The organism is Brucella lupini (genome assembly GCF_002252535.1).
GTDB classification, from domain to species: Bacteria; Pseudomonadota; Alphaproteobacteria; order Rhizobiales; family Rhizobiaceae; genus Brucella; species Brucella anthropi.
On sequence record NZ_NNRN01000029.1, the window covers coordinates 1 to 17,645 of the forward strand.

The following is a 17,645-nucleotide window of genomic DNA, read 5'->3' on the forward strand; positions in this document are numbered from 1 at the left end:
TGCGGGTGACAATGGGACCGCAACAGCGTTTCTTCAGTCCGGAAGCGATTGTGGGTTTTTTATCCGACGGCTGGCGAATGACGGATGCCTGTGATCGCATGGGCGTGCGTCTCGCGGGTCCGGCCATACCGCCGCAATCTAAGCTCGACATGCCGTCGGAGCCGATCATGCGCGGCTCGGTTCAGATCGCTGGAGACGGTGTGGCAACCGTGCTTCTGTCGGACCATCAGACCACCGGCGGTTACCCCAAGATTGCGACGGTTCTCGAATGCGACCTCGATGCATTTGTCCAGCTTCGGCCCCGCGAGCCTATACACTTCCGAGCAGTGACGCCTGCTGAAGCTGTGAACATTGCGCGTATGGCCGCAAGAGGAAATGGGATCTATCAACGGGCAATCTCAAAGGCGCGGGGCACTCTTGCACAGCGCCTGATGTCCGAGAACCTGATCGACGGTGTTGTAAGGGCCGATTGACCCTTCGCCCTTACAAATTGATGTTGCTACGTCTCTTTTAGACACGGTGCGGCTAAGAGAGTTTGAGCCGCGTTGAGATGCTGCACGCGACACCTGGTAGGGCTCTCGCTCAAAACATCTTCGAAATTGACTCTAGTACCGGCACTCATTGGTCGCGAGTGAGGGAGCGCTGTCGACCTATTTCGAAATACGCCTTGAGGGATACAATGTGGGTATAGCGCTTATCGCAGGATTATAGTTTTGCGAACGCTGTATCCCGGCGACATTACATTCAAGAAAAAGTAGCTGGAACGGCTGCAATAACAGAGGGGACGAGCGTCAGGGCAGTACCTGCGTATCATCCATACAGTTTTATCGCTCTTCGTTGAGAACGACAGCACGACTGATGACGCTCGTCATCGGGAGTGGAGCTGCGTGCGCAGCGGGTTACGCGGCACCACACCAAAGCGGGCCGATGAACAACAAGCAAAAGGGGACAAATATGAAACCGGTGATACGCTTCTTTTCAGCTGCTGCATTTTTGGGGGCGGCGATGCCTGCGCAGGCAGATGTTGTGATCGGCACTGTGCTGCCGCTTTCGGGTGTCAATGCCAGCGGCGGCGAGGATTTGCGACGCGGCATGGAGCTTGCGCTCAAGGAGATAAATGCCAAAGGCGGTGTTCTCGGCGAGCCGCTGCGGATCATCTATGAAGATTCAGGCAACAACCCGCAACGTGCGATTGATGCTGCACGCAAGCTCGTTTCCGTCGACAAGGTTGCGCTGGTAATTGGTGAATATTCTTCAGGGATCACAATTCCGCTCGGCCAGTATCTGGTTGGGGAGGGTTTCCCACACATTAATGCTGTCTCGACTTCCGGTCTGGTGCGCAACATCGGCGCAACCTCCTTTTCGATGGTCGGCCTCGACAACGTCTCCACCAAGTTCGCTGCCGAGGACGTGCTTGCCCATGGCTGGAAGAAGGTTGCCCTGATGGCGATGAACAATGCGTTCGGACAAGGCATCGCTTTGAACTTCGAGCGTCAGTTCAAGGAAATGGGCGGCGAGATATCGACGACAATCATTTATACGTCGGGTCAGACGTCGTACAAACGCGAGCTACAGCAAGCTGAAACCTCGAAACCCGACGCATATGTGTTCACAGCTTATGGCGCGGATGGTGGTTTAATCGTTCAAGAGGCCTATGAACTGGGTCTTCGGGATGAAAAGCCGTGGTATTCGATCCAGATGACTATGCATGACGCGGACACGTCGGCCGAGTTCAAGGAAGGGCTCTTCGGTATGGACGTTGACTACACTGCGGCTGGTAACGACAGCTATCTCAAGTCCTATGAAGCTGCCTACGGTCAGGCCTTTGCATCGGCCTGGAGCGGCTATGCTCATGACACGGTTCTGTTTGCAGCAGCGGCCTTGAACAAGGCGGGCAGCACAGACCGCGCCGCCGTTATCGATGGTATCAGGAAGGTTGGGGCTGAAGGTATTTCGGGGGTCACCGGCGAGATCAAGCTGGACGATGATGGACAACGCGTCTGGCAACCCTATCAGAAGCTGGTGGTCAAGGACGGCAAACCGACCCGCGTCGAGTAACAGTGGTTCGGCCCGGACGGCGATCCGCCCGGGCCGACAGTGGCGGAAGGTTCGCATGATACAGTTTCTTTTCGATGTTCTGTTCAGGGCAGTGGATCTAGCCTTGATCGCTGTGGCGCTCAGCGCGGTTTATTCCCTGATCCGGTTTCCGAATGTTGCCTTGGTGCAATATGCGGTTGTTGGTGCATTTGTGGGTATGATGCTCCAAAAGATAGGTGTTCCTCTCATCCTCTCCATCATGGTTTCTGCGCTGCTGGTGGGGTTCCTCGCACAGATCTTCAACCAGCTGCTTTTTGAGCGCCTTTTGCGCCGCGACCCGGCTATCGCCCTGATTGGGTCTCTGGCCCTAAGCATGGTGCTTTCCGCGATCTTTCTGTTGGGCTTTGGTCCGGCGGCCCGGCGGTTTTCCGTTCCCGTTACCCCTGCCACCCGCTTCCTCGGCGTGCGTATCACCGAAATGCAATTCATCACCCTCGGTTTGACGGTGGTGATCCTCGTCGGCTTTGCTCTGCTTCTCTTCCGCACGCCACTGGGAAGGGAAATGCGCGCCGTATCGACCAATCCAGTGCTAGCAGCCGCCACGGGGATCAATAACCGTCGGGTGACTGGCTTCGTTATCATCCTGTCCGGAGTGTTGGCGGGCCTTGGTGGTTCGATGCTCGCCCTGCGTGGTTCTGTCAGCATCGATATGGGAACCAACATGCTTCTATCTGTCTTCGCAGCCGCCATTCTCGGCGGTTTGGGCAATGCATTCGGTGCTGTTGTTGGCGCTGTCGTAATCGCAGCAGCCGAAACGCTCATCACCAACGTCAATCTTGGCCCAATTGTCGGTGAGGAGTTCTTCTTCCTCCCGGCAAGCTATGCGCCGGCGGCGTCCTTCGCCCTGCTCATCGCAGTTCTGCTGTTCCGCCCGAGGGGCATCTTTGTCAGCGAGGTGGCTCGTGTCTGATTTTCTCGTCCATGTCGCCTCGATTTCCTGCATCTATGCAATCCTTGCACTCAGCCTCAATCTTCAGGCGGGCTATGCCGGGCTGATGAATTTCGGTTTGGTCGCCATGTTCGGTTGCGGCGTTTACGGCGCTGGCCTTGTCCATCGCTTCGGCTTTCCCGTAGCTGCCAGTCTCCCGTTCGCATTATGCATGGCTGCGCTCTTGGGTCTGGTATTTGCGCGGATCGGGCGCAAGCTGTCTTCGGACTACTGGGGGATCGCGACGCTTTCTATCGCGGAGATTGTCAGAATTTTTGCAACCAATCTTGAAGGGGTCACCGGAGGCGCGCAGGGGATCGCCGGACTACCAACCCTGTTTGCCGAGTTACGCCCATGGGACGGATTTGCCCGGTTGGCATTGTTCTTTGGACTTCTGCTGTTTGTTTGGTGGCTTAGTGACCGACTGATGAAATCGAATTTCGGACTAGGCGTGAAGCTTATGCGCGAGGAGCCCCAGTTTGCGCGGGCGCTTGGCTATGATATCGATGGCATGCGCTCGATCATCATGGTGATTACCTCGATGATCGCAGCGCTCGCGGGTGTGCTATACGCACATTATCTCAGCTTCGTTGGACCGGAATTACTGGTCGCTCCAGAGACTTTCCTGATCTGGTCCATGATCATCGTCGGCGGCATTGCGAACAATAAAGGTGTCATCGCTGGAGCCTTCGCTATGCAATTCATGATGGCCTATGTGCCTTTCGTGAAAGACTATTTTGAGCTGCCTTCGGACTTCGTCGCGGCGGCTCGCCTCCTGTTGACCGGAGGGGTAATCCTGACCTTCCTTCTCCTTCGTCCGCAAGGAATCTTCCCCGAGCGTATAGGAGATACTCATGGACGCTGATCTTCTTAACGTCGATGGTCTTGCCGTATCCTTTGGCCTGTTCAAAGTGCTCGAGAACGTCTCCTTCTCAGTCCGACCGGGCGAGATCGTCGGTCTACTGGGACCAAACGGCTCTGGTAAGAGCACGGCGCTCAATGCAATTTCCGGCTTTCTCCCTCGAAGTGCGGGAAAAGTCACCTTCGTCGGACAGAACATCTCCGACGCGCGAATACAGACGATCACGGATCTTGGTCTGGTGCGGACATTCCAGCTCCCCTCTATGCCGCATCGGATGACAGTGCGTGAGGTGCTGAAAGCCGGCAGGCGCGATGAGGGCGGTCGCTTCGCAACCGTCTCCTACGGCGAGGAGATTGACGCGCTGCTGGAGGAATTCAAGCTCTCGCATGTTGCGGACAATGCAGCCAGCGCCCTTTCGGGCGGCCAGAAGAAACTACTTTCGGTGGCGGCGGCACTGCGGGCCAATCCAAAGCTCCTTTGCCTTGATGAGCCGACGGCCGGTGTGCATGCGTCGCTCCGGTCAGAACTCATCGGCGTGCTCCGACATTACGTAGCACGTGGTGGGGCTTGCCTTGTGGTCGAGCACGACATGATCTTCATCCGCGAATTATGTACCCGTTGCATCGTGCTGGATCGGGGTGAGATTATCGTCGATTGCGCACCGGGCGAGCTGGAACACAATCCGCGCGTCGTTGAAGCCTATCTCGGTAAAGCCGTTGAAAAAGGGGGAATGGCGAAATGATCGACGCTCAAGACTTGCGCGCCGGTTATGGCGATGGTGCTGATATCCTGAACGGGATTTCCATTACGGCCAGTCGGCGCGAAATCGTGACGATACTCGGCCCGAACGGCTGTGGAAAATCCACTCTGCTGAAGACCCTGGCCGGGTATTTGAAGCCCCGGGCTGGCGTGGTGACAATGCATGGCAGTGATGTCAGTGCGGTTCCCATTCACGACAAAGTCCGCTACCATAGAGTGGGCTATGTGCCGCAGACAGACAATGTTTTTGGTACCTTGACCGTTGGCGAAAATCTGAGGCTTGGCGCTCGGGCGTTGGATAGTGATATCGCGGGAAAGCGTTACGAGGCGCTGATGACACAATACCAAGCATTGGCATCGAAGCAAAATCGCAAGGCGTCAGCACTCTCCGGCGGCGAGCGTCAGATCCTCTCGCTCGCCCGCGCGCTCATAGCTGGTCCCGAGATCCTTCTTCTTGACGAACCCTCTGCCGGATTGTCGCCCCTGATGCTGCATGAGGTTTTCGATGCTATCGCCGATATTCGTGAAACCCAAGGCTTATGCATCGTCATGGTTGAGCAGAATGCTTTTGAGGCGCTCAACGTGGCGGACCGTGCCTATGTGTTATCACTGGGACAGGTGGCAATCCATGCACCTGCTCGCGATCTCCTCGCCGACCCGGCGATGAGAGCTTTGTATCTTGGGGGGCATGTCGAATGAAAGCATCGCCATCCATTCGATTGAACAAAGTCGTAAGTGTTCAAACGTTCGGGTGGGTGTCACTTCAGTGATCACAGGCACATACTTTTGACCAGTTCTCGTAGCCTTCCCAAATGTTGACTGGCAATCAAACAGAGCCAAATCTGCGACGTTGAAAGCATACGACGTTAGTGCAGCTTAAAGTCAGGTTCTTATTCATAGAGCTGGCGGTAACGCTCCCGAAGTATGTTCTTTTGAACCTTGCCCATGCTGTTTCGCGGCAATTCGTCCACAAATAGAACTCGCTTTGGCAGCTTGTAGCGGGCCAGACGCTCACTCAAAGCGATCAATACATGTTTTTCTTCCAACGGAGATTCGAGCTTTTTCACGACAACAGCTGTAGTGCCCTCGCCGAAATCTCTGTGTGGTACACCGATGACTGCACTCTCAAGTACTCCATCCAACAAATCAATTTCCCTCTCGATGTCTTTTGGATAGATATTATAGCCACCCGAAATTACGAGATCTTTGCCGCGGCCTACAATGTTCACATAACCTTTTTCATCGATAAGGCCGAGATCGCCAGTGATGAAGAAGCCGTCGTCACGGAACTCCTCTTTGGTCTTTGCAGGCATGTTCCAATAGCCTTTGAATACGTTTGGTCCTTTGACTTCCAGCATTCCTGTCTCTCCAACCGGAAGTTTCTTGCCACTTTCCATATCTACCACTCGTATATTCACGCCAGGTAGTGGAAAACCCACTGTTCCCGCAATACGATCCCCCTGATAGGGATTGGAGGTGTTCATATTGGTTTCTGTCATGCCATAGCGTTCCAGAATGGCATGCCCTGTGTTGTGGAAGAAGGTCTGGTGGGTCTCGTTTAAAAGAGGTGCCGACCCCGAGATAAAGAGTCGCATATGAGCAGTGCTTTCGCGGTTTACACGCGTGTCCTGTGACAAGCGCACGTAGAACGTCGGAACACCCATCAAAACGGTTGCTTTGGGCAGACGGGATACGATCTGGTCTGGATCAAACTTCGGCAACAGAAACATCGATGCGCCGGAAATCAGAGTAACGTTGCTTGCTACAAACAGGCCATGTGTGTGAAAAATCGGCAATGCGTGGATGAGCCGATCTGTAGCGGTAAAGTGCCAGCTATCGCGCAATGTCAAAGCATTGGAGAGAAGATTGTCATGGCTGAGCATCGCGCCTTTCGAGCGTCCTGTTGTGCCTGATGTGTAAAGAATGGCGGCAAGATCGTCTGGTCCGCGGTCGACATCTTTAAATTCCACTCCGGTACCGTTTGCACGGTCCATCAATGAGCCGCCGCCTGTATCGTCGAGCGTTTCAAGAACCGCACCGCAGGCGTGGACCGTGTCGGCCAGTTTTTCCGCATTTTGCGGTGAGACCACCACCACAGCTGGTTTGGCGTCGTTAAAAAAGTAGTCGAGTTCGGCAACGGTATAGCCTGTGTTCAGCGGCAAATAGACCGCGCCGCACCGCAAACAGGCCAGATAAAGCATTAAAGCTTCGGCGCTTTTTTCAACTTGAACGGCTACGCGGTCGCCGGGGTTAACGCCGCGCTCGACCAATACATTGGCAAGGTGCGCCGATAGCGCCAGCATATCCCCATATGTCCAGATTTTCCCTGCTTGCGTCTCGGTGAAGATCGCGTCGGTCGTGGAAATTGCGTTGCGGATGGCATCAAACAGGTGATTAGGCATATGTTGTTCCCAGGGAATTTTTGGCTGCTTTTATAGGAGGCTGAATGGAAGCTGGTTTGCGAAGATTTGCAGAAGCGATGACCTCTCCTCTTTCTGCATAGGCTTCATGATTGCGCTCGATGTCATCAAGCTTGTAGAGATAGTTGACCATCAATCCGTGCGATTCTCGCATTGCTTTTGCGGAAACATCACCGAGATAATTGAGACGCTCAAGCCTGGCGCCGTTGCCAAGATGAAAGCGGGCGACCGGGTCGATAAGACGTCCATTGGCGGTGCGAGCATTCAGGAAATAATGCGTGGCCGCGCGCAAGAGCAGTGGGTGGATTTCGGCTGTCAAAGTCTCGTTGTTTTCCCAACCTGCGTTTTCGAGAAGTTGTCGCAGTCGGTCAAGCTCCAGTGTGGTGTCGCTTTCGACGCACGCGGTCTTCAGCCAGCGCCCGAATCCAGGTACGGGCGAGAGCGTGACAAAATTCTTGAGTGCCGGCAGTTCACGACGCAACTCTTCGACGACCTGTTTGATCAGAAAGTTCCCGAAGGAAATGCCTCGCAAACCGCTTTGACAGTTGGAAATGGAGTAGAATACCGCCGTATCGGCATCGTTTGCCGCGATTGCTTCGCGCTTGTTATCAAGCAAAGGGCCGATCTTGTCGGGAATCGATCGCGTGAGCGCTACTTCGACAAAGATCAAAGGTTCATCCGCAAGTTGCGGATGAAAGAATGCGAAGCACCGCCGATCCGATGGCGCCAGGCGATTTCGGAGTTCATTCCAGTCGCCAATGGCATGAACGGCTTCGTAGCGAATGATTTTTTCAAGGATGTGTGCGGGTGTGGTCCAATCAATGGAGCGCAATTGCAGGAAACCGCGGTTGAACCAGGATGTGAAGAGATGTGAGAAGTCTGAATCGACCGCTCCAAGCTCGGGCATCGATGTCTGCATATGCAGAAGTGCATCGCGCATCAGGACCAGCGAAGCTGTTCCCCTTGGGGCTGCATTCAATCTGCGAATGAGTTCTTGCCGTCTTGGTTCCGCCGCGTCATGCAGTCTGGAAAGAGCATCGGGATTCGGCGATGCACGGTAATCGTCGATGGCTTTATCAAGACGAGCACTGTTGGCGCCGTATTTATCAAGAAGGGCACTCATGAATTTACGCTGCTCGTCCTTGCCGAGCAATTCCCAGCCGGTCAGTATATCCTGCGCTAGTGCGAGGCCCGAAGCTTCTCCCTTACTCGAGAGGAGATGCTCACAGTGCAGCATCAGCAGTTCAAAGTTTGATTGCTTCTGCGTGGGGCGCGGTGATTTTGCAATCAGTCGACGGCCACGGTCTGCGATCGCATCAATCATGTCGCGAAATGAGGAAATGCTGCTCATAAACCTACTCCGATGGCGCGGATTGAGAAGGTTGGACGATTTTGCCTTAATCTGTGCCGACGCCTGATCTGCTTGGTCGTCCTGTCAGGTGCATCCTATGCTTATCCCTCTTGCATGCAAAGTCAATAAGATTGTATACAAGAATTAACTCCCTAGAACAGGATGTTCCATGTCAGAAAATATTGTTCTGAAATTGCGTGATCAGATTGAAAACGAAATTCTGAGTGGGGGTTTCTCATCTGGAAAACGTCTGGATGAGGTGCGGCTGGCTCAGCAGTTTGGTGTCTCGCGCACACCGATACGTGAAGCGTTGATGCAGCTGAGTGCGATTGGTCTCATTGAAATTCGCCCGCGCAGGGGTGCGATAGTTGTGGAGCCGGCACCTGAGCGCATTTATGAAATGTTCGAAGTAATGGCTGAACTGGAGGCCATGGCTGGTGCGCAAGCGGCGCGTCGTCATACCGAAAATGACCGCTTGATGCTCATGGAGGCGCATCTGAATTGTACCAAATCCGCTGAAGCGGAGGACCCGGACGCCTATTATTACGACAATGACGTTTTCCACGCAGCCATTTATACCGCGAGCCATAACGGCTTTTTGAAAGAGCAGTGTGAGGCGCTCCATCGCCGCTTGCGTCCTTACCGTCGCTTGCAGTTGCGATTGCGAAATCGAATGCGAGCCTCATTTGAGGAGCATGACCGGATTGTGAAGGCCATCTTGTCGGGCAATAGCGAAGACGCTTCGGCTGCGTTGCGTATGCACATCGCTGTTCAGGGTGAACGCTTTTCGGACCTGATTGCCCAGCTCAATGCTGGCTAATCAGGGTGCCGACCAAAATGTAATAAAATCTTCTTTTAAAATTTCTCTTATCAATAATGAAATTTTATTGACATTATTTTCCTGATACTCATACTGAGTTTCAAATCGCGCTGGAGATGAAAGGGCATAGAAAAGCCTTCTCCGGGCTACGGCTTGACTTTGAATTGGCCGTGGTAAAAGTCGCGAGGAGGGAACGATGCAGATGAGAGTTGAGGACGCTGTCGCCGATGTCTGGGCGCGGTTGGATGCCCGGTCAGATCGGGTCGTGGGATTGACCAGTGATCTGGTTAGAATTCCCTCCGTCAATCCAAAATTTCAGGACTTGCCCGAAGAGGGACGTGAAGCCGAAGTGCAGGCGCTGATTGCGCGCGAACTGTCTGGTAGCCACCTTGCAATAAAGACATTTGACGCTTTGCCGGGGCGCCCTAATCTTCTGGCTGAGACGGAAGCAGTCGGTGATGGCGACCGTGATTTGATCTTGTGCGGTCATATCGACGTCGTTCCGGTCGGTGATGTCCGCGAGTGGAGCTACGACCCGTTCTGCGGCGATGTTCGAGACGGTAAAGTGCTCGGTCGCGGCACGATGGATATGAAGGCCGGCATGGCCTGCTGCATCGAAGCGCTGCGGGTGATCCGAGAAGCGGGTATCGCGCTTCAGGGTAAGGTCTCACTGCATTCTGTCGTCGATGAGGAAGCTGGTGGCTTCGGTGCGAAAGCCATGGTCAAGGCGGGTTATCTGGCGCCGGCTGCTATTATCGCAGAGCCGGGTGGTGACGAGATTTTTATCAGCCAGGGTGGCCTTGAGTGGCTTCGTATTACCATTCGCGGGCGTCAAGGTCATTCCGCTTATCGGTTCACTGGTATGTATCCGCAACCCCATCAGGAAAACCGTAAGGCCCCACCGATCAGCGCTGCCGATATGGCTACGCGCTTCCTTGTCGCGTTGCGCGATTATGAAGCCGCCAACGCCCGTGTGAAAAGTCATCCCATGATGGCTCCGGGCATCAATCATTTTGGCGTCGGATCGGTACGGGTCGGCGCTGGCCTTGCTGCGGACGGTTTGCCGATGATCATGACAAATCCTGGCATAGTGCCGGATGTCGCCGTCATCGATATTGATCATAAGTTCATGCCGCATGAAACCAGTGCGGAAATTCGTGCGGATTTTGAACAGTTCGTGGCGCATTTCTGCGCCACCGATCCGTGGCTGCGCGAAAATCCGATCGACGTGAAATGGGATCTCTATGACCTTCACTTCCCGCCGATGAATACGGCAGCTGACCATCAGTTGGTCAAGATCGTTACTGACAGGCGTTCCAGCCTTGGCAAGCCAACGGCGTTGCGCGGTTCTATAGGTGTGACAGACGGTGCGCATTATGCGGTCGCGGGTGTCCAACCCATACGGTATGGCCCGTTCGGTGCAAACCAGCATGCGGCTGATGAATGGGCGGATGTGGCGTCGATCAAGATGACCACCAAGGTTATGGCTGCCGCTATTCTTGATTGGTGTGGTGTCGCCTAGGCGATCATAAACACTTGAAATTTCGGCATAGTTCCTTTCTGGCGCCACTGGCGTCAACGGAGAAATCGTATCGTGATGAACTTCTTCAATCCAGTCCAGATGCGCACAAAGCGCTCGCGTCTCGCTTATCTCGTCGCTTCCGCAGGCATGGCGGCTTTGGTGGCCACAGCACTGCCGGCGACGGCTGAAACGCTTAATTGGGCACGTGCGTCGGACGTGCAGACGCTCGACCCCCACGCCTATAATGAGGGTATAACCCATGCCTTCAACCATCAGATCTATGAGCCGCTGGTGGCTCGTTCCGACGATGGCAAATTGATTGGCGTTTTGGCGACCGAATGGAAGATGCTGCCCGACCAGACCGACATTTGGGAGTTCAAACTGCGTCCAAATGTTACCTTTCATGATGGCGCGCCATTCACGCCTGACGACGTCATCTTCTCCTTTCAGCGCGCCATGGCACCTACATCAAACGTACGCTCGCTCCTGACGGCGGTCGATAGAGTAACTGCCAAGGACGATCATACGATACAGGTCAAGACCAAAGGCACCAGCCCGTTGCTGGTCAACAATCTTGTCAATATCTTCATGATGAACAAGGCCTGGGCAGAAAAGAATGATGCGGCGGCCCCGCAGGATTTCAAGGCAGGCAAGGAAAGCTACGCCGCGCGAAACGAAAACGGTACCGGGGCTTATCGTCTTGTCAGCCGTGAAGCAGACCGTCGCACTGAACTGGCAGCCTATGATAAATATTGGGGTATAGGCCAGTTTCCTCTCGATATCGATCGCATCGTATATACCCCCATCCAGTCGCCAGCCACGCGCGTTTCGGCACTCATCAGCGGTGAGGTAAATTTCCTGCAGGACGTTCCCCCGCAGGACATTGCCAAGCTGGAACAGAATCCGGAACTGCGCGTGGTGCGGGGCCCCGAAAATCGCACCATCTTCTTTGGTGTAAATATGGGTGGCGATAAGCTTACCTACGGTGATGCCAAGGGAAATCCATTCGCTGACAAGCGAGTGCGTCAGGCGATGAACATCGCAATTGATCGCAGTGTTATTGGTAAGGCGATTATGCGGGGCGAGTCCATTCCGATTGGAACCATCGCGCCTCCTTTCATCAATGGCTATACGGAAGAAATGGGCAAGTTGCCCGAGGTCAACATTGAGAAAGCAAAGCAACTGATGAGCGAGGCTGGATATGGCGACGGCTTCTCGGTCACGCTCAATTGTACCAATGACAGTTTCGTCAATGATGAACGTATCTGTCAGGCTATTGTCGGCATGATGGCTAAGATTGGCATCAAGGTTCATCTCGATGTGCAGCCCGCCGGTGTGGTGTTCCCAATGGTCGCCAATGGCAAAACGGATTTCTACCTGATGGGCTGGGGGGCTTCGACCTTCGACTCGCAATATGTGTTCGACAATCTTGTGCACTCCCGCAGCGAAGGACGCGGTGCGTGGAGCGCTGTGAACTTCAACAATACCGAGATCGATGCCAAGATCGAGACGCTGGGTACGGAAGCCAATATCGAAAAGCGCAATGCGACGATTGCTGAGATATGGAAGGTCGTTCAGGACGAGAGCTTCTATTTGCCGATCCATGCGCAGATGCTGGCCCGTGCCTCGGCGAAGAAAATTCACATCACGTCGAACCTGTCCAACAGTCTCTTCGTCAAGACGATATCGGTAGACAAATGATCGCCTTCCTCCTGCGCAGACTGGGATCGGCTGTGCCAGTTATGCTAATCACAGCCTTCCTGTCCTTTGCCGCGTTTCGCTTTATCGGCGATCCGCTGCAAAATATGCTGGGACAGGATGCGACTGCGCAGGATCGCGCTCGCCTTGCCGCAGAGCTAGGCTTCGACCAACCCTTTTATATTCAGTTCTGGCGTTTCATCGTCTCGATCCTGCATGGTGATTTTGGTGTTTCGACCCGCGTCGGACGTCCCGTACTGGATTTGATTGTCGAACGGCTTCCAGCAACTCTCGAACTCGCCGTACTTTCATTTGTCATAGCCATGGCGGCGGGCATCGCGCTTGGTGTGTTGACCGCATTGCGTCCGCGCTCCATCTTTTCGAAGCTTGCCATGACGGGATCGCTGGTTGCTGTGTCGCTGCCGAATTTCCTGATCAGTATTGCGCTGATCTATATATTCTCGGTGCGGCTCGGTTGGCTACCGGCTTTTGGACGCGGCGACACGGTTAAAATCGGCTGGTGGACGACTGGTCTGCTGACGAAATCCGGTTGGCTGGCAATCATCCTGCCTGCGATCTCTCTTGCGACCTTCCAGTTGACATTCATCTTGCGGCTGGTGCGAACGGAAATGCTGGAGGTGATGCATTCGGATTATATTCGCTTTGCCCGGGCTCGCGGCTTGTCGCAGCGACTGATCTATTTCTCCTATGCTTTGAAGAACACAATGGTACCGGTCGTAACCGTTGCGGGACTGCAATTGGGATCGATCATTGCTTTTGCTGTGGTCACGGAAACCGTATTTCAATGGCCGGGTGTGGGACTTCTCTTCATCAATTCCGTCAATTTCTCCGATGTGCCGATCATGGCAACCTATCTCCTTTTGACATCTCTTATCTTCGTGACGATCAACATGGTGGTTGATTGCATCTACTATCTCATCGATCCCCGCCTGCGCGTTGTGGGAGGTGTGAAATGACGTCAATTCTGCGCTTCTTTCGTTCGGACATTGGCTACGCTTATCTTCGTTCACCGGGTGCGATTTTTGCAACGGTGGTTCTGGTTCTGATACTGATCGCGGCCGTCGGCGCACCGTTGCTGGCGCCCCAGGACATTCTTGATCCGGCGCAGCTCGATCTGCTGTCAGCCAACACCCCACCGTGGAGCATCAACGAGTTCTCCAACCAGTTCTATATTCTGGGCACGGACGATCAGGGTCGCGATATCCTGTCTGCGACCCTCTATGGAACTCGTGTATCCTTGCTGGTTGGTTTGGCGGCAGTCCTGCTCTCGATGAGTATTGGCGTCACATTAGGATTGATATCCGGTTATTTCGGCGGACGCATCGATGCGATCATCATGCGCATCGCGGATGTACAATTGTCCATCCCGGCGATCCTGATAGCACTGCTCATTTTTGGACTGACCCGTTCGCTTTTGCCACCTGGTGCACGCGATACGATGGCCGTCTATGTTCTTATACTGGCAATCGGCTTTTCAGGTTGGGTCTCCTATGCGCGTACCGTGCGCGGGGCGGTGATGGTGGAAAAGCAGCGTGAGTATGTTCAGGCCGCGCTCATGATGGGGCTACCGACCCGCATCATTCTCGCCCGCCATATTCTGCCCAATGTGCGGCGCCCTATTCTGGTGATTGCCACCATCTCTTTGGCGCTTGCCATTATAACCGAGGCAACATTGTCCTATCTTGGCGCCGGCTTGCCTGCCACCCAACCATCGCTCGGCACGCTCATTCGTAGCGGTCAGGATTTTCTCTTTGCCGGGGAATGGTGGATACTTTTGTTCCCCGCAGTCACGCTTCTGGCGCTCGCACTGGCGATCAACGTGCTTGGCGACTGGCTGCGCGACGCACTCAATCCAAGAGGGGTTTGAGCGATGGTATCTTCAAAGCCTCCCATTCTGTCGATCCGCGATCTTTGCGTCGATTTTCCCAGCCGCCACGGCACGTTCAGCGCGGTACGCAATGTCAGCTTCGACATTGCCGCAGGCGAAATTCTTGGCATAGTCGGTGAATCCGGTGCCGGAAAGTCGACTGTCGGGGCGGCCATTACCGGCCTGTTGCAGCCCCCCGGCTTCATCAGTGCAGGTGAAGTCCGACTTTCGGGCGACATCATCGATGCACGCAATATCAAGGCTATGCAGGCTTTGCGTGGCAAACGCATCTCAACGATTTTTCAGGACCCGCTGACAAGTCTCAATCCACTATTCACCATCGAACGTCAGTTGGTCGATACGATCCGGACCCATCGTCCCATGTCGAAGGCGGATGCAAAGGCGGAAGCTGTCCGTCAGCTAGAAGTGGTCGGAATTCCCGAGCCTGCGCGACGCATAAAAAACTGGCCGCATGAATTTTCCGGTGGCATGCGCCAGCGCGCCGTCATTGCACTTGCACTCTGCTCAGAACCGGAACTGATCATTGCGGATGAGCCTACCACAGCGCTCGATGTTTCCGTTCAGGCGCAGATATTGGAGTTGATCCGTAAGCTGGCTTTGGAGCGTGGCGTCGCCGTCATGCTCATCACCCATGACATGGGGGCCATTGCGCAGATCGCCGACCGGGTGGCTGTCATGCGCGCGGGCGAGATCGTTGAACTGAACGAGACGCAAGCGGTCCTCGAAACGCCTCAGCACGAATATAGCCGTGCGCTGATCTCCGTTGTGCCGCGCGGCGATGTCAAGCTTGATCGGTTTCCGGTCGCTGGCGCTCCAAAAAATATCGACATTGCCATGCAATGGTTGTTGCAAGGGAATACGGACAGCGCTTCATCGATCAATGACGCTTTGGTTGAATTGCGCCACGTGGAACAGATCTATGGCGGCAAGAGCCTGTTTTTTGGCAAGGCATCGGGCGGCTTCAAGGCACTGCATGACATCAATCTCGACATTCGACAGGGCGAGGTGATGGGGCTTGTCGGGGAGTCCGGATCGGGTAAGTCGACCATGGCGCGTATATTCGCAGGACTGACGCGCCCAAGCCTTGGCCAGATGTTTTTCGGCGGTCAGGATGTCTTCGCTGCTCCTTTTCCGGTGCGTCAGCAGATCAGACGTGACACGCAAATGGTGTTCCAGGACCCCTATTCCTCTCTTAACTCGCAGATGCGGGTTGGGGATATTATAGCCGAGCCGATGGTACATTACGGGCTTGCAACCAGTCGCCGTCAGGCCGAGCCAATCATGCTGGAGCTATTGAATGCTGTGGGTCTTGATGCCACGGCCGCGCGGCGATATCCCCATGCGTTTTCCGGTGGCCAGCGGCAACGCATTTCCATTGCCCGGGCCTTGGCAAGCCGGCCGCGCTTTCTTATCTGCGACGAGCCCACTTCAGCGCTGGATGTGTCTATTCAGGCGCAGATATTGAACTTGTTGAAGGATTTGCAGCAAAAACTATCGCTGACAATTCTTTTCATCAGCCATGACTTGCCGGTCGTTCGCCAGATTTGTGACCGTATTACGGTGCTGCAACAGGGCCGAATTTGTGAAATCAACGCGACGGAAGATCTGTTTGGTTCGCCACAGCATGCTTACACGACCAATCTTCTTTCAATGATCCCGGATATGCGAAGGCGCACACATTGTCTGATGGGGGAAATGGCATGAGTGTCAGGGATAGGTTGACCGATGGCGCTATCGACTTCACGCGGTCAGAACTGAAAATCATACGCGAACTTCTGTCGAATTACCCAGCTTCGGGGCTCAACACAGTCGCACATTTGGCATCAGTTGCCGGGGTCAGTGATCCAACTGTTGTGCGGCTTGTGAATAAGCTCGGCTTCAGCGGTTATCCGGAATTTCAGGCCGCACTTGTCAGTGAAGTGCAGGAGCGTATGAGCTCTCCTCTTTCAATGATGGATACGCGCAAGCCTGCTCCGGGGCAGAACAATTTCTATCAGCATTTTCTGGATGCGAGCATTCAGGCGCTGGGGACTGCCAAGTCGACCATGCCTGCGCATGATTTTGAAGCTGTCGTGGATGCGGCAGCTGATACCAGTATGCGCATTCACTGTTTGGGCGGGCGTTTTAGCGGCATGTTGGCCGGCATGTTGTGGGCCCATATGAAACAACTGCGTTCCGATACACACTGGATCAACGGAGCGGAAGCAGATGAGGTCGATCGCCTGATTGACCTTGGACGCAAGGACACGCTCTTCGTTTATGATTATCGTCGATATCAAACCGGCACCATCCGGTTTGCACAACACGCGGCCGATCAAGGGGCGAAAATCATTCTATTCACCGATCGGTGGCTTTCTCCCATTGCCGAGTTTGCCGCGCTCACACTCACGGCACCGGTTGATACAGCTTCACCCTATGACACTATGGTGCCTGCCATGGCGCAGACTGAAGCGTTGATCGCTGCTCTTACTACTCGCTTTTCAGCCACATCGCTGAAACGTATCCAGCGGCTGGAAGAACTACGCCGCAGCTATGCAATTACCGAAGACGCGCTCAAACCAAGCAAGTGAGCGCATTCGACCGACCGATCTCATGAGGAGAAGACGATGGCTTCCATCGAAGTTAAATTCGGCAGTGATCTTTTGCGCCGTGAAAGCGCTTACGAGCGGGACATGACCTCTCTGCTGCTGGTGGATATGCAGCGCATCTGGTGCGAGCCCAATCTCGATCCGACGCACCCGCAGGATGCTGAAAGCTACTATCATCGCCGTCTGTGCGATTTGGTGGTACCCAATCAGAAGCGCATTCTCGATGCAGCGCGCGCTGCCAACTGCAACGTACTCCACACGATCATCCAGAGCCTAACAAATGATGGTCGTGATCGTTCGCTGGATCATAAACTGTCTGACATGCATGTGCCAAAAGACGCGCCTGAGGGGGCAGTGATCGACGCACTGGTGCCGATTGAAAACGAGATCGTTCTGCCCAAAACTTCTTCCGGTGTCTTTAACTCAACCAATATCGATTACGTACTGCGCAATCTCAACACCCGCTACCTTATCATTGCCGGCGTTGTCACCGATCAATGTGTCGACATGGCGGTACGCGACGCTTCCGACCGGGGCTATCTCGTCACGGTCGTACATGATGCCTGTGCCACCTATACGCAGGAACGTCACGAAGCCGCACTCAACGCTTATGCTGGCTATTGCTGGATCACCGATACAGATACCGTTCTAGCGCGCCTCAATGCACTCACGGTCTGACATCGAATTCTGG

The 17,645-nt window shown here is 54.4% G+C and carries 15 protein-coding genes and 1 pseudogene; 14 read left to right on the forward strand and 2 right to left on the reverse strand.

The genetic code is table 11. The features are described 5' to 3' along the window. From CES86_RS02300 to CES86_RS02325, 6 genes and pseudogenes are all read left to right on the forward strand, one after another. Positions 1-473, forward strand: a pseudogene (locus CES86_RS02300) (allophanate hydrolase); the annotation flags it as partial. A 481-nt stretch (positions 474-954) separates the two neighbouring features. After that, positions 955-2,058, forward strand: coding sequence for an ABC transporter substrate-binding protein (locus CES86_RS02305; RefSeq protein ID WP_094513676.1), 1,104 nt, complete (start codon positions 955-957; stop codon positions 2,056-2,058). A gap of 55 nt (positions 2,059-2,113) precedes the next feature. Continuing rightward, positions 2,114-3,007, forward strand: a complete 894-nt coding sequence (locus CES86_RS02310; RefSeq protein WP_094513481.1) for a branched-chain amino acid ABC transporter permease — start codon at positions 2,114-2,116, stop codon at positions 3,005-3,007. Further along, positions 3,000-3,890 (forward strand): branched-chain amino acid ABC transporter permease, encoded by an 891-nt coding sequence (locus CES86_RS02315; protein WP_094513482.1) that lies wholly within the window; start codon positions 3,000-3,002, stop codon positions 3,888-3,890. Before CES86_RS02310 ends, CES86_RS02315 begins: the two co-directional genes overlap by 8 nt. Continuing rightward, positions 3,880-4,629 carry an ABC transporter ATP-binding protein gene (locus tag CES86_RS02320; RefSeq protein ID WP_094513484.1) on the forward strand — a complete coding sequence of 250 codons (750 nt, stop codon included), beginning with the start codon at positions 3,880-3,882 and terminating at the stop codon, positions 4,627-4,629. Before CES86_RS02315 ends, CES86_RS02320 begins: the two co-directional genes overlap by 11 nt. Next, positions 4,626-5,345 (forward strand): ABC transporter ATP-binding protein, encoded by a 720-nt coding sequence (locus CES86_RS02325; protein ID WP_094513485.1) that lies wholly within the window; start codon positions 4,626-4,628, stop codon positions 5,343-5,345. The genes CES86_RS02320 and CES86_RS02325 overlap by 4 nt, the downstream gene beginning before the upstream one ends. A 191-nt stretch (positions 5,346-5,536) precedes the next feature. On the opposite strand, the gene CES86_RS02330 is transcribed toward CES86_RS02325, so the two are convergent. After that, positions 5,537-7,048, reverse strand: a complete 1,512-nt coding sequence (locus CES86_RS02330) for a malonate--CoA ligase (RefSeq protein WP_094513486.1) — start codon at positions 7,046-7,048, stop codon at positions 5,537-5,539. Next, the gene (locus CES86_RS02335) at positions 7,041-8,417 is read right to left on the reverse strand and encodes a malonyl-CoA decarboxylase (protein ID WP_094513487.1); all 1,377 of its coding nucleotides are present in this window, start codon (positions 8,415-8,417) and stop codon (positions 7,041-7,043) included. The genes CES86_RS02330 and CES86_RS02335 overlap by 8 nt, the downstream gene beginning before the upstream one ends. 169 nt (positions 8,418-8,586) lie before the next feature. On the opposite strand from CES86_RS02335, the gene CES86_RS02340 reads away from it, so the two are divergent. The 8 genes from CES86_RS02340 to CES86_RS02375 all read left to right on the forward strand — a co-directional run bounded on the left by CES86_RS02340 (position 8,587) and on the right by CES86_RS02375 (position 17,632). Next, a complete protein-coding gene (locus CES86_RS02340) occupies positions 8,587-9,237 on the forward strand; it encodes a GntR family transcriptional regulator (RefSeq protein WP_094513489.1) in 651 nt (216 codons plus the stop codon). Between the two features lie 196 nt (positions 9,238-9,433). Next, the gene (locus CES86_RS02345; RefSeq protein WP_235819865.1) at positions 9,434-10,759 is read left to right on the forward strand and encodes a M20/M25/M40 family metallo-hydrolase; all 1,326 of its coding nucleotides are present in this window, start codon (positions 9,434-9,436) and stop codon (positions 10,757-10,759) included. Between the two features lie 75 nt (positions 10,760-10,834). Continuing rightward, on the forward strand, positions 10,835-12,460 hold the full coding sequence (locus CES86_RS02350; RefSeq protein ID WP_235819879.1) for an ABC transporter substrate-binding protein: 1,626 nt from the start codon (positions 10,835-10,837) through the stop codon (positions 12,458-12,460). Then, positions 12,457-13,434, forward strand: coding sequence for an ABC transporter permease (locus CES86_RS02355; RefSeq protein WP_094513490.1), 978 nt, complete (start codon positions 12,457-12,459; stop codon positions 13,432-13,434). The genes CES86_RS02350 and CES86_RS02355 overlap by 4 nt, the downstream gene beginning before the upstream one ends. Beyond that, positions 13,431-14,345: an ABC transporter permease gene (locus CES86_RS02360; RefSeq protein WP_094513491.1), complete on the forward strand. Its 915-nt coding sequence runs from the start codon at positions 13,431-13,433 to the stop codon at positions 14,343-14,345. The genes CES86_RS02355 and CES86_RS02360 overlap by 4 nt, the downstream gene beginning before the upstream one ends. Positions 14,346-14,348: 3 nt before the next feature. Beyond that, positions 14,349-16,070, forward strand: coding sequence for a dipeptide ABC transporter ATP-binding protein (locus CES86_RS02365; protein ID WP_094513492.1), 1,722 nt, complete (start codon positions 14,349-14,351; stop codon positions 16,068-16,070). Further along, positions 16,067-16,936 (forward strand): MurR/RpiR family transcriptional regulator, encoded by an 870-nt coding sequence (locus CES86_RS02370; protein ID WP_094513494.1) that lies wholly within the window; start codon positions 16,067-16,069, stop codon positions 16,934-16,936. Before CES86_RS02365 ends, CES86_RS02370 begins: the two co-directional genes overlap by 4 nt. Positions 16,937-16,972: 36 nt before the next feature. Further along, positions 16,973-17,632, forward strand: a complete 660-nt coding sequence (locus CES86_RS02375) for an isochorismatase family cysteine hydrolase (RefSeq protein WP_094513495.1) — start codon at positions 16,973-16,975, stop codon at positions 17,630-17,632. Positions 17,633-17,645: the final 13 nt, after the last annotated feature.